The organism is Candidatus Fokinia cryptica (genome assembly GCF_034359305.1).
GTDB lineage: Bacteria > Pseudomonadota > Alphaproteobacteria > Rickettsiales > Midichloriaceae > Fokinia > Fokinia crypta.
In genome coordinates, this window is sequence record NZ_CP110343.1 from 665,537 (window position 1) to 677,918 (window position 12,382).

Here is a 12,382-nt window from a genome sequence, read left to right on the forward strand (position 1 = left end):
GGAGGGATGGCTGAGTGGACAAAAGCAGCGGACTGTAAATCCGCCCGCGTACGCGTTCGTAGGTTCGAATCCTACTCTCTCCACCACTTGCAATACATAGGTGTTCTATACAGAATATTCTCCTTTTCTGAACGCTCTTGTTCTTTTTTTGTATCTATCATTTTTTTCTTTCACAGCACTTTTTCGACTCTCAAGAAGTAAAAAAAAATTACAAAATTAGCAAGTGTAATAAATATAAGTATGAATGACACTTCCTTGAAATATTCAAGAAAAATGACCGTAGAAGTATGAAATAATAACAAACGAATTTTTCACAAACCGAAAGGAGTAAAATTTGTCTAATATAGTAGATGAAATTACTTAATGTAATTAAAGAAAGAGGTTTTATAACACTGTAAAGTCATAGCAATAGTTTCTCTTACTCATTCTTTTTTAGAATCTTCTATCTGCGTTACATTTGCCGCATCGTGCTCTATCCCTTCATCACGTTTTGTTATTTTATACGCTTCTTGCTTAGGTACCACAGTTTTAGGTAATAATCTCTCAGTAAAGAGCTTATTCTTATAATACATTATTTTCTTCGCTTTTATTGGAGGCTGAGATTCAATCAATACAATTTGCTCATCTCTGGGTAATGAAATTACTTCTTGAGGAAGCAATAGCGCTCTTTGCACTTTGGAAACACTTAAAGAACGTGATGATGGATTCAAGTCAAAAAACTGTGGTTCACTCGAAGAAACTTGCCTAGCACCTTTATTACCACATAACTGAGATATAAGGTTAGCAGTTTCAACATTATTAGCTGCAAATGTAATTCTGTATGTACTATTTGAGAGAAAGGAATTCATTCCAGGTTCCTCATATATTCCCTTAAGTTGCTGCGTATCCTGCACTATTAAAAATAGTCTAACATGATATCCCCTGAAGTAAGCTATTCCATTCATAAATTGATCCATTTTTCCAAGAGTTGGAAATTCATCCATTAAAAACATCACTCCATACGGCTCATCTGCACCAGGTAATTTTCTCGTTAAAAATTCTGTAGCTTGCTGATAAAATACCTGCATTAAAGACTGTAAACGCTTCAAATTATCCGGTGTTAAGCCAACGTATATCGTGACTTTTTCCCTTCTCATTACAGAAAAATTAAAATCACTAGTAGCAGTAGCTACATCAATTAATGGATTAGCCCATAACTCTAGAGCTGAACTAAGAGTGGACGCTACACCAGATCTTTCCTTATCAGCTTTTTGGAGAAATGCAGCGATATTCATATATCCTACTGGATGTATTATTTCCCCTAACGTATCCAAGCCCACAGCTAAAGTGTATGCCATATCATCACTCCTTAGAACTCTTGTTACTGCACCGAATGATAATCTATCTCCCTTTGCTATTAGGTACAACGCTATTCCTAAAAAAAGAGTACGAGCTTCATTTTCCCAAAAATCTTTTTTAGCAAGCAAAAGATTAGCTATCTTTTGTACATCATCTATCATCTGACCGGGTTTATCACTAACCCAATCTAAAGGATTATAGCAATGCGTTACACCATCTGGATCTGCTGGATTCCACACGAAAACTTTTTGCCCAGCTTTTTCCCTCCAACCACTGGTTAACTCATAATTCTCTAATTTGATATCATGTACGATAAGTGATTCTTCCCAAAAGAGAAGATTTGGTATAGCAAACCCCACCCCTTTACCGGAACCAGTAGGAGCAAAAAGCAAAGCGTGTTGATAGCCATCAGCAACATAAAGGCCATCTTTATCTTCTCCTAGCAACATTCCATTTTTCTTTCTCAAACCCGCTTTTTCTATCTCATTTTTAGTAGCCCAATGAGCATCTCCGTAAACAGATTCATCTTCTTTAAATGGTCGTATTTCATACAGCTTATCTCTATAATGAAACAATAAAAAAAACTGCAAAAACATTGGGATGCAAATAGAAACAAAATACCGTGGCAAAACATAATTATAACTCCAGAATGTTACAGCATTATAATTATCAATTACCCAATACATCATGTTGAGCAACATAGTAATGTTATCTCTTACATCTACAACAGCTTCGATATTAGAAGTATTAAAAGATCCTTGAGATAGGATAAATAAATAACCAGAAATATATAAGCTCAAACACGTAATACACGAGAAAAATACTGCAAAAACAAAAAAATTCCGTATAATATTCGTAAAATCTTTCATACTTATACTAAAAAGTCACTACAAAAGAATTTGAGCTACCATCTTCGGTAAATGCCTTAACAATTGACGAAAATTTCGATACTATCTCCTCTGATGAAATGGATTCTACTGGAAGTAAAGCTACTTCCTTAGCTAAAAGATCGAATGAATATAGTATATTTAATATAAAATTTGGCTGAGAAATAAATTGATACTGCAACGCAGAGCATTTAGTAAAAAATAGAGACTTTTTTTGCAGTAACTTGACGTCGATTGATTCAATAGGCTGTATTAAGCTACCATAATTTATAATTGTACCGAAATTCAGCAATGAACTTACTGAATATTGTATCGAAGGAACACCAGTATTGTCATATGTTACATGAACACCTGAATAATCAGTTAAACTTTTAATCTGACCAAGAAATTCATTATCATCATTAAGCGTAATAAAGTCATTATATCCGACTCGCACTTCAGGGGAAATATTTGTCCCCTTTCTCAAGACTCCAATTACCTTCTTAGCTTTAGCATATTGAGCAACCATTCCTAATACAATTGACTCAGCAGACGTTGCGTTATGTATTAATACTATAGTACCATCAAAAACAACATATACTTTAGCAAGTAAGATATACGCTTGCACTAATTTAAAAAACATTGATACAGTCGTATTAAGCTTCAACCAATTCGGCAAAATAACAATATTTGAAGCGTTCACAATAACATACTTGCTAAGTGTTTTACCACTCTTCCTAATATACAGTACTACATCACCAACACTAAATTTTGACTTACTTTCTATATCTAGATTTACTATACGCCCGCACCCCACATACCCAATACAAAAGCCATCCTGACTTTTAGAAGTTACTATATCTGATATATCAATACCTTCGATGGAAACTGCAATATTTTCAATCAGAACACCACGCCCTGCATAAGCGTTCTCTGTATCATCGTCTACTTTACGCAAACTATGCACCCCACCTCCGTAAAATGCTTCAAAGCGATATCCCACGTTCTTAGCTACGTAACCTTTCTTGAGATTTTAGCTATTATTTATACTAGTTTCAAGATAATAATAATAAAAATTTTATATAAAATATCATTCTTTAACTTCAATAATCCATCCTCCTCCTAACATCCTATCACAATCATACATAACACAAGCTTGACCCGGAGTAACTGCATCGTAACTTGAGAATAAAGTAACAACACCTGAACTATAATCTTTTTCATTAAACTTAACAGAAGCATTAACACCCTTATGAGTAGATCTTAATTTTACTGTACAATCTATAGTATGAAATAATGATTTTATATTATATAAATCTTCTGCAAGCCAATTTATATCTCTAATATATACTATTTTCGAGCTAAGATAACATCTTTCTCCAACAAATACTGTATTCGTTGCTGTTTCTAACTTCACTACATATAACGGCTCTTCACTTTGAAGACCTATTCCTCTTCTCTGACCTATAGTATAATTTGTGATACCTGTATGTTTTCCTAAAATAGCTCTACTATCTATATGCACTATATTTCCAGAATTACATAATAAATCCCCTCTATACTTTTTTATTACATCTCTATAATTACCATTAGGTACAAAACATATATCTTGACTGTCACGCTTCTTTGCAATATCAAGCCCAAAATACTCCGCAAGCATTCTAGTTTCTGTTTTTTCTAAACCACCTAAAGGAAATTCCAAAAAAGACATTTGATCCTTTGTCATAGAAAACAAAAAATAGCTTTGATCCTTCATACTACTAGCTCCTTTTAACAAGTGATATGTATTGTTTTTAGATATTTTTCTGACATAGTGACCAGTTGCCATACATGATGCATCAAGCGTTTTAGCGGCTTTCAGTAGATCTTCAAACTTTACTTTCTGGTTACATAATATACACGGAATAGGAGTTTCCCCATTTTCATAACTATTAATAAACTTTAATATAACAGAATCAAAAAAATTATCCTTATAGTTGAATACATAATGCCTTATACCAATCTTCTGAGCAACCATTTGAGCATCGTATATGTCTATACCAGCACAACACGCTCCTTTTTTATTATCTAGAGCATCGCTATCGTACAACTGTAGCGTTATACCTATTACATCATATCCCATATATTTTAAGACAGCAGCTGTCACTGAGCTATCTACTCCACCAGACATCGCAACTACTATTCTAGAACCAGAAACAAGATTGCTTAAGTTTAGTTCTATTTTTGATAAAACTTCTTTTACATTTACATCATTCATACCTTCTCATTAAATGAATACTCTATAGTTATATTTTTATATGATACCATATTCTGCATTATTCACCCTATTAATTAACTCCGCTCTTGCAATTTCACTTGCTACGATAGATTTTATATTTTCAATATTAGTCGCTAGTATAGCTAGTGCTCTGTCAATTAGTACTTTCTCTTCTTTCGTAAAACTCCGTAGAACAAAATCACTAGCTGAAATAAGTTTTTCTTTACCTATTCCTACTCTTATTCTCCAGTAATCATTACCTAAATGAGAGTCTATCGATTTAATTCCGTTATGCCCTCCGCTTCCTCCGCCCTTCTTAATTCTGATTGTACCACACTTTATGTCTAAATCATCATGGATAACTATGACATTCTCAATTTGAATTTTCCAATAATGCACCACTTTTTGAACGGGATCTCCAGAATTATTCATATACTTACCAGGTTTGAATAAGAATAATTTTTCTTTATTATATGAGGGTACTTCAATGACCGCAAATTCACCATCATAAGCTTTTTTCAGCTTCACATTGTAAATTCGACTTATGATATCAATACAATCAAATCCAACATTATGGCGTGTACCAGAGTATTTTTGTCCAATATTTCCTAAACCCACTACTATCATATATACAAATATTTAAGTCTTTCTTATCTTCATCACAGATACTATCTACAAACTTCGTTTTCAATGCATATTCATTTACATTTGATATCAGATTCCTCTGGCAATACAGTTAAAGAGCTAGGAAGAGCCGTTATAACTCAATTTTCCGATCTTAAAGTCGATGAGTACTTATGGTCATTCATGAGAAGTATAGAGAAAGCTACGGATATGCTTAATACGATAGATCATAGTTACGAAAATATAGTAATATATACAATGACTGACGATGAAGTGAAAAAATATTTAATAGATGAATTACAAAAGAGAAATATATACTTTTTTTCACCAATAGAAGAACCTTCTTTAAAAATCCAATCTATTATAAATAAGCCTGCGAGAAAAAATTTCGGAAAGAACTTATTAGAAGAAAAGAATTATGATGTAGCAGATAGTGTTAGATTTGCAATAGAACATGACGATGGGACAAAAATTGATGATGCGAAAAATGCCGATATTGTATTACTTGGAGTGTCTAGAAGCTCTAAAACTCCAATTTCGTTCTATTTAGCATGTAAAGGATATAAAGTTGCTAATATTCCAATTGTACTTGAATACAAGGATTACATCATGAATGAATTAAGGCGTATAAAATATAAAACATTTATCGTTGGCATCAACTTAGAAGCACAAACGGTATATCAAAAACGCAAACACAGATTTCTCATGGATACTACTTCAGAACAAGCTGAAATAAAAACACTTGCATACGGCAATTATACCAATATGAGTACTATCAGTATGGAGGTAAAAAGTGCTAGAGAAATATTTAGAGATCTAAATATTAGTGTTGTAAACTCTACTTACAGAGGTATAGAAGAGATATCTGCAGAAATAATCTCAATGTTTACTTATCATGTTAGTAATACAAATTTCACAAAAAGCAGTTTTATCACAAAATAACGCCAAACAAATATAGTAAATTATAATTAAAATAAATTATAAAAGAAATAAGAAACCTATAGATTGACAAGACTCACTGACAAGCTATTATAAAGGTAGTTATATCATTCAATAACACCACTGTGATGCGTAGATCTCTTCCTTTACTGTTTTTTATCTTTGTGACAAGTGTTTCTATATCAGATGCTTCAGTTGAGAAATATATGCCGAAATTCAGCAATACTCCCAATACTCCAGCAAATTTCGATAGAAAAATGTGCGAACTTGGACTCTCATTCTTTCATAACGGAAATTTAAGCATCAAGGCCGATAGCGGTATACAACGAAACGAGACATCATCTATATCTGATACACTACGCAATATAAGTGACATAAGCACAAAATCGCATCTAAACGGAATTGGTGTAGATCTTCTATATCTGATAACACAAACAACATATAATAAAGGTAAGATTTTTATACAATCTGGACCTATGCTATCTTACTTTCAATATTATCAGGATAAAGAAAGAACTAATGTATCAGAAATACTAAAAGATCTTAATTTTAGTACGTTAGCAATGCAGGCAAAACTTGTAGGAACTGTAAAACTCTGTAAATATTATTCTATTGGTTGTTTTTTGAATGGAGGAATAGGGATCACACATACAAACTTATCTTTTGATCTTGGTTCCCGTAAAAGAATTTCTATAGATACTTCTACCGAAGCATTTTCTAATTCTAAATGCACTACTCCTACAACTGTTGTTAATGTTGTTAATGATCTTTCACATAACCTTTTCGATATGAGTAAGGTAGATTTATACTATGCTTACGGTGCAGGTATACGTGCGGAATTCAGTAAAGTAATACTAGAATTAGGATTTACTAAGTTCGATGGAGAAATAGAGGTAAATGATGAGAAAACATATGCGAATGTAACAAATACTAGTTATCAAATCGTTACAACTCAAGATGTCGAGTCTTGTGAAGAAAGAAACATTACTGCTATAGCAGCCAATCCAGATCTAATTAACATTTATAATCCACATCTTCAATTTTCTGATAAATATCTTATTACCTTTAGGGCTGCATATAGTTTTTAAAAAGAGTTGCATTAACTCTCTAAAAATCATGAGTGTAACCAAAAAGTAATTCCACTCCCTCATCTAAAAGAAGAGTAATTTGGAAAAGCTCGGAAATTTATAATTTTATCATGCAATAAATAAGCTTTTAAAAAGTAACATATTGCCCGTGTTTCATTATAAAAAAACAGAAGCAGTTTTAAATGTAAACTACTAACGAACATTCTTATTTTTTTAAGAAATTATTTATTTATAGTCATCATCTTGTATAAGATCTACTTATGATAAAACGTCAGCTCTATTATTTTACTCACTTTTTCTATTACAAATTTCCTATCTAAGATTAATTGACAATCAATTTTAGCAAAGTTTTTTACTTCTCAAAACATACTAATCTGTAGCAATAGCGATACTTAGCTATCTATTTCTAGCATTACGGTCTTAGATCCTTCTTGAAGGTTATTTGCTCTCATTCCAATATCACGAAGTTTACAAGCATCACATCTTCCACAATTTGTTACTGATAGGAACCTAAATTCTATATCTTCCTTCACTAATGGCCTATAGCAACTCAACGTCATTGAGTAATCTACTTCGTTTCTAAGTCCTAATTTTACTATATCAGCTTTATTGTAACGTGCTAAAGGTGCATGTACTCTAAGAGGTCTTTTACCATTCGCATATAAATTACACCCTTGATTTATCGCACTTTGAAATGCCGTAATAAAACCATCACGACAGTCCGGATACCCTGAATAGTCAATAGAATTTACACCAATAAATATATCATAACTTTTTATAGTTTCTGCGTAACATGCCGCATGAGATAAGAAAATCATATTCCTTGCCGGAACATAAGTAGATGGTATATTTTGATGCTCTATATCATTTATCTCTCTATCTAATGGAAGTGGAAGCGCTGAGTTAGTAAGGGAAGAGCAAGAAAGATGAGAAATATCAAGCGTAACAAATACGTGTTCCGAAGCATCTAATTTTCTAGCGTTAAATTTTGCAAACTCAATTTCTGCAACGTTCATCTGCCCATACAAGAAAGTGATAGCATATATATCGAGTTGAAGCTCTTTTTTTACATAATGAGCTACAGTTACCGAATCTAACCCACCACTTAACAATACAATTGCTTTATCTCTCATCACAAATAAAAAAGGATTGTAATACTATTGAATATAGCTTTTGACCCACACATCTAACTGCTCCAAAGTAGCAGCCCCTACCTGAGATGCTATTTGCTTACCATCTTTGTATAGAATCAGCATTGGAATTCCTCTTACTCCCACAGAAGCTACAACTTCAGTATTTTCATCAACATTCATTTTACAAACTTTTACACGTCCTTCATAAGACTTTGCAAAACTTTCTAAGATAGGGGTAAGAGCCTTACATGGTCCACACCATGGTGCCCAAAAATCTACTAATACATAACCACTTACTTCAACGACTAAGGTATTAAAATTTTTATCGGTTACCTCAACAACAGAACCAAACATAGCGCATATAGATTTAAGTTACATATTACCTATTATCTCAAATAAAAGATATGACGCAACTAAAAATTAGCTTAGGATAAACTTTTCTAACTATCTTTCAAAGAAAAAGGAAACAATAAATGTATTCAATGGTATTACTACAACCAAGTGGTGCCGAATATCTGATTTGAACAGATGACCTACCGCTTACAAGGCGGTTGCTCTACCACTGAGCTAATTCGGCATACGCGATACACAATACTACTACATGATATCGCAATATCAATCAAGACTCGCTCACTAGCACTGAGCCATGAGAGTATTTTCTATAATTTTTTTTCTTCGCTTTCCGTACAGATTTGCCCTTTCTGATTTATACTTATTGTCTAATAAATAAGTAATGCAATCATCTAGCTTATCCATAAATTCATCCGTCTTGTTACTAAAATCATGAACAGCATCTTTAACTATAGAGCATCGTATTTCAAAACGTTGCTGACCACTCAATCTATGGTATAAATTTACAGTACTATCGCTTATCATTTTTGAATCACCAGAAGGATATATGATAGTACCTGGCCCTGGACACGGAGATACAAAATTAGAGTCAGATTTACATTCAAGCGGAGAACACAAAATGAAGTACCCTACGTCAGGTCTCCTCATAAAAACACGTAAAGCTAGAACTGCACCATAAGAAAACCCAAATACAATCAACTGCGATGACTGCGGGACAGAACCTCTTAGCCAATCCACAGCCAACGACACATCAACTAGTTCTCCAATGTTTCTCTTAAACTCTCCTTCAGATCTACCAACTCCCCTATGATCGTAACGCAAAACAGAAAAACCTCTGTTCGCAAACCTCTTAAAACTAGATTTTATAAGCTCACTATTCATGTTGCACTCATCTGGGGCTCCAGATAGTATAAGCACAGAAGGAGCAGTTAGAAGAAAAGCTCTATGAAAATAGCCATCTAACTTTCCAGAATAACCACGAATTACCACATTCTCCACAGTCTTACATTTTAATGCACGCCACACACTTACAGTAGTGTACAATAAATAATTTTGTATTCAACAACATATCGCACAAGAATAAAACCTATACACGTCTTGTATAAAGAAACGTTTTATGTTACGAACTATAGAGCGAAGTGCTTACACAAAAAACCTCTTGGTGTAACTTGTATAAGCTCGCATGGGCAATTAGCTCAGCTGGTAGAGCATCTCGTTTACACCGAGGAGGTCGGCAGTTCGAACCTGTCATTGCCCACCATGTTTTTATTCGCTAAGGGGGCGTAGCTCAGTTGGTTAGAGCGTCGGCCTGTCACGCCGAAGGTCGCGAGTTCGAGTCTCGTCGCTCCCGCCACTCTCTTGTAGATATTGTCTACAACATCTCTCTCGAGTAAAAACTATTGTGCTAGTTAAAGGCATTTTATATACTGAGCGTACAGTTTTATTTAAGTTCTCATGTCTCTAAATAGCATTTTTTGTGACTCTATCACAAGAATTAGGAACGCATGTATGGTGAAACGCGACTTTACCATTTTGCGGTATTCTAAATTATTGATAAATCTCCTAAATCTCCTCAAAACCGAGGGTTATATAGATAGCTTTGAAATTTTCCAAGAAAGAAAAGGAATAAGGTTCATAAAAGTTACTCTGAAGTACTACCATTCGCAGAGTGTTATCAAGAAAATTTCAGTAGTTTCTAAACCTGGCTGTAAGGTATATACAAAGGCTGACAGAATACCCAAATATATGGATGGTCTTGGTACAGTGATACTGTCTACTCCTAAAGGACTTCTCCCAGATCGCGAAGCAAGAGAGATGAAAGTAGGGGGAGAAGTACTTGCTGTTGTTTTATAGATAAATACTAGCTTGAATACAATATTTTATAGCCTATATTAGGTATTTGTATTCATTCAGTTAGTTTGTATATGTCTGGTAAGGATTATTACGATGTGCTTGGAATCTCTAAAAGTGCTAGCACAGACGAGATAAAAAAAGCTTATAGAAAACTTGCTATGCAGTATCATCCGGATAGAAATAACGGTGATAAAAAAGCAGAACAGAAATTCAAGGAAATTAATGAAGCTTATGAGGTACTGAGCGATGATACAAAAAGAGCTTCTTATGATAGATTTGGGAGTTCCAGTGCCGGGCACGGATTTTCTGGAGGTAATAGCAATCATGATTTCTCTGATTTCTCAGACTTTTTCAGTGGTATCTTTAATGAATTTTCTGGAGGTAGAAAGCAAAAAAAGAGACCTATGGAAAGTGCTGGCTCTGATCTCAAGTATGATTTATCGATCACATTGGAAGATGCGTATCATGGTAAAAAACATCCAATAGAATTTCGCTCATATGTAAGATGTGGGGATTGTACTGGAACTGGAGGGAAGGATGGCAGTAAAAATCTTGTTGAATGCTCTCATTGTAAGGGAACTGGTTCCATGCAATATCAGCAAGGATTTTTTGCAGTACAAAATACCTGCAAATACTGTAATGGGAGCGGATATAATTTAAAAAATCCATGCCCAACTTGTAAAGGTAATGGAAGAGTACAAAAAGATCGTTCGATATCTATATCAATACCTAAAGGAGTAAAAAGTGGAGATAGAATAAAAATTCAGAATGAAGGAGAGGCAGGAATTAGAGGAGGGATAAGCGGTTCTTTATTTGTATTTATTGAAATCGCTGAACATGAATTTTATAAGAGAAATGGAAATGATTTAGAATGTGAGGTACCTGTGAAATTTCACGTTGCGGCACTAGGAGGAGATGTAGATTTTTATAATATAGATAAAAATCTGATAAAGATACAAATCCCAGAAGGTACTCAATCGAACTCGGTATTTAGGCTAAAACAAAAAGGTATGCCAATTGTGGGCTACTCTAGCCATGGAGATTTATACGTACGAATAAAAGTAGAAGTTCCTACTAAACTTACTGACAGTCAAAAGGATATTTTGAAAAATTTCGCTGAGTCTACACAGGATAATTCATATCCTAGCGTGACTGGCTTTTTTTCAAGAATCAGAGATATGTTTAAATGATGGTCTTTTCTTCGTTATAATTAGACAAATTATCTATTACAACTTTAATATATAAGAGAAATTTTATATAATATTAGTATATGCATCTCGTTAAATAAATATTAATATATATGTCGACACAATATAGTATGTTACGCACCTGGTTAGCTACAGCTCTTATTTTTTCATTCTGGCTCTTTTCGTCTATATCATTTGCAGATAATTCAACACAATATGTCAAAGAGACATTTTCAAAAAAATGCATGGAACTATCAGAAAAAACAGTCAGTATCATGAACAATAAAGCATTTTCATCACAACAAAAAGAGAAAGCATTAGAAGAAATACTACATAATGCAATGAGCGTGGAACAAATGTCTCAATTCGCAGCATCATCATTTTTGAATAATATGAGTGCGGAACAAAAAGATTCTTATACGAAAGCCTATTCTTCATACATGGTGAAGCAATACATTCCTAAAATACAAAAATATATCGGTGGTGATATAAAAGTAGGAGATGTAAGACCACTAAGCAAAGATAATTATAGAATAAAAGCTTCTGTAATACTTACGACAAATAATCAAAATAAAGAACCAACTAACATCACTTTTGATTGTACATACGATGGAAAAGATCTAAAAATATGGAATATATCAGCTGAAGGTTTTAGTCTCTTATTAAATCAAAAGGAAGAATTTAGATCAATTGCATTAAGAGAAGGTATTGATAGATTAATCGCTCGATTAAGTCAGAAATGAGA

At 33.5% G+C, this 12,382-nt stretch carries 12 protein-coding genes and 4 tRNA genes; 8 read left to right on the plus strand and 8 right to left on the minus strand.

From position 1 onward, the window contains the following. A tRNA-Tyr gene (locus tag Fokcrypt_RS02955) sits at nt 1–86 on the plus strand. 336 nt (nt 87–422) lie between these two features. On the opposite strand, the gene Fokcrypt_RS02960 is transcribed toward Fokcrypt_RS02955, so the two are convergent. The 4 genes from Fokcrypt_RS02960 to pth all read right to left on the minus strand — a co-directional run bounded on the left by Fokcrypt_RS02960 (nt 423) and on the right by pth (nt 5,088). Continuing rightward, nucleotides 423–2,207 carry a type IV secretory system conjugative DNA transfer family protein gene (locus Fokcrypt_RS02960; RefSeq protein WP_323722051.1) on the minus strand — a complete coding sequence of 595 codons (1,785 nt, stop codon included), beginning with the start codon at nt 2,205–2,207 and terminating at the stop codon, nt 423–425. 7 nt (nt 2,208–2,214) lie between these two features. Then, nucleotides 2,215–3,207 (minus strand): MDR/zinc-dependent alcohol dehydrogenase-like family protein, encoded by a 993-nt coding sequence (locus Fokcrypt_RS02965; protein WP_323722052.1) that lies wholly within the window; start codon nt 3,205–3,207, stop codon nt 2,215–2,217. An 87-nt stretch (nt 3,208–3,294) separates the two neighbouring features. Next, on the minus strand, nt 3,295–4,461 hold the full coding sequence (gene mnmA, locus Fokcrypt_RS02970; protein ID WP_323722053.1) for a tRNA 2-thiouridine(34) synthase MnmA: 1,167 nt from the start codon (nt 4,459–4,461) through the stop codon (nt 3,295–3,297). A 36-nt stretch (nt 4,462–4,497) separates the two neighbouring features. Next, on the minus strand, nt 4,498–5,088 hold the full coding sequence (pth, locus tag Fokcrypt_RS02975; RefSeq protein ID WP_323722054.1) for an aminoacyl-tRNA hydrolase: 591 nt from the start codon (nt 5,086–5,088) through the stop codon (nt 4,498–4,500). Nucleotides 5,089–5,151: 63 nt separating this feature from the next. Between pth and Fokcrypt_RS02980 the strand changes: the two genes are divergently transcribed. Together Fokcrypt_RS02980 and Fokcrypt_RS02985 are read left to right on the plus strand one after the other, a co-directional pair. Then, nucleotides 5,152–6,027: a kinase/pyrophosphorylase gene (locus Fokcrypt_RS02980; RefSeq protein ID WP_323722055.1), complete on the plus strand. Its 876-nt coding sequence runs from the start codon at nt 5,152–5,154 to the stop codon at nt 6,025–6,027. A gap of 125 nt (nt 6,028–6,152) precedes the next feature. Next, a complete protein-coding gene (locus Fokcrypt_RS02985; RefSeq protein ID WP_323722056.1) occupies nt 6,153–7,112 on the plus strand; it encodes a hypothetical protein in 960 nt (319 codons plus the stop codon). A 392-nt stretch (nt 7,113–7,504) separates the two neighbouring features. Here the strand turns inward: Fokcrypt_RS02985 and queC are convergent, their stop codons facing one another. The 4 genes from queC to Fokcrypt_RS03005 all read right to left on the minus strand — a co-directional run bounded on the left by queC (nt 7,505) and on the right by Fokcrypt_RS03005 (nt 9,586). Continuing rightward, the gene (queC, locus tag Fokcrypt_RS02990; RefSeq protein ID WP_323722057.1) at nt 7,505–8,245 is read right to left on the minus strand and encodes a 7-cyano-7-deazaguanine synthase QueC; all 741 of its coding nucleotides are present in this window, start codon (nt 8,243–8,245) and stop codon (nt 7,505–7,507) included. A gap of 24 nt (nt 8,246–8,269) precedes the next feature. Next, nucleotides 8,270–8,599, minus strand: coding sequence for a thioredoxin (trxA, locus tag Fokcrypt_RS02995; RefSeq protein ID WP_323722058.1), 330 nt, complete (start codon nt 8,597–8,599; stop codon nt 8,270–8,272). A 148-nt stretch (nt 8,600–8,747) separates the two neighbouring features. Continuing rightward, a tRNA-Thr gene (locus tag Fokcrypt_RS03000) sits at nt 8,748–8,822 on the minus strand. A 56-nt stretch (nt 8,823–8,878) separates the two neighbouring features. Then, entirely contained in the window at nt 8,879–9,586 is a 708-nt protein-coding gene (locus Fokcrypt_RS03005; RefSeq protein WP_323722059.1) for an alpha/beta hydrolase, read from the minus strand. Between the two features lie 195 nt (nt 9,587–9,781). Between Fokcrypt_RS03005 and Fokcrypt_RS03010 the strand changes: the two genes are divergently transcribed. From Fokcrypt_RS03010 to Fokcrypt_RS03030, 5 genes are all read left to right on the plus strand, one after another. Beyond that, nucleotides 9,782–9,857: transfer RNA gene (locus tag Fokcrypt_RS03010), tRNA-Val, on the plus strand. A 16-nt stretch (nt 9,858–9,873) separates the two neighbouring features. Continuing rightward, nucleotides 9,874–9,950, plus strand: a tRNA-Asp gene (locus Fokcrypt_RS03015). Between the two features lie 101 nt (nt 9,951–10,051). Beyond that, the gene (rpsH, locus tag Fokcrypt_RS03020; protein WP_323722060.1) at nt 10,052–10,450 is read left to right on the plus strand and encodes a 30S ribosomal protein S8; all 399 of its coding nucleotides are present in this window, start codon (nt 10,052–10,054) and stop codon (nt 10,448–10,450) included. 71 nt (nt 10,451–10,521) lie between these two features. Continuing rightward, entirely contained in the window at nt 10,522–11,640 is a 1,119-nt protein-coding gene (dnaJ, locus tag Fokcrypt_RS03025; protein ID WP_323722061.1) for a molecular chaperone DnaJ, read from the plus strand. A gap of 128 nt (nt 11,641–11,768) precedes the next feature. Next, nucleotides 11,769–12,380 carry an MlaC/ttg2D family ABC transporter substrate-binding protein gene (locus tag Fokcrypt_RS03030; protein WP_323722062.1) on the plus strand — a complete coding sequence of 204 codons (612 nt, stop codon included), beginning with the start codon at nt 11,769–11,771 and terminating at the stop codon, nt 12,378–12,380. Nucleotides 12,381–12,382: the final 2 nt, after the last annotated feature.

Coding starts and splice junctions, on each gene's coding strand:
- trxA (WP_323722058.1), bottom strand. CDS start 8,599: ATGTTTGGTTCTGTTGTTGAGGTAACCGATAAAAATTTTAATACCTTA.
- rpsH (WP_323722060.1), top strand. CDS start 10,052: ATGTCTCTAAATAGCATTTTTTGTGACTCTATCACAAGAATTAGGAAC.
- mnmA (WP_323722053.1), bottom strand. CDS start 4,461: ATGAATGATGTAAATGTAAAAGAAGTTTTATCAAAAATAGAACTAAAC.
- Fokcrypt_RS02960 (WP_323722051.1), bottom strand. CDS start 2,207: ATGAAAGATTTTACGAATATTATACGGAATTTTTTTGTTTTTGCAGTA.
- Fokcrypt_RS02980 (WP_323722055.1), top strand. CDS start 5,152: ATGCATATTCATTTACATTTGATATCAGATTCCTCTGGCAATACAGTT.
- Fokcrypt_RS02985 (WP_323722056.1), top strand. CDS start 6,153: ATGCGTAGATCTCTTCCTTTACTGTTTTTTATCTTTGTGACAAGTGTT.
- dnaJ (WP_323722061.1), top strand. CDS start 10,522: ATGTCTGGTAAGGATTATTACGATGTGCTTGGAATCTCTAAAAGTGCT.
- Fokcrypt_RS03030 (WP_323722062.1), top strand. CDS start 11,769: ATGTTACGCACCTGGTTAGCTACAGCTCTTATTTTTTCATTCTGGCTC.
- pth (WP_323722054.1), bottom strand. CDS start 5,088: ATGATAGTAGTGGGTTTAGGAAATATTGGACAAAAATACTCTGGTACA.
- queC (WP_323722057.1), bottom strand. CDS start 8,245: ATGAGAGATAAAGCAATTGTATTGTTAAGTGGTGGGTTAGATTCGGTA.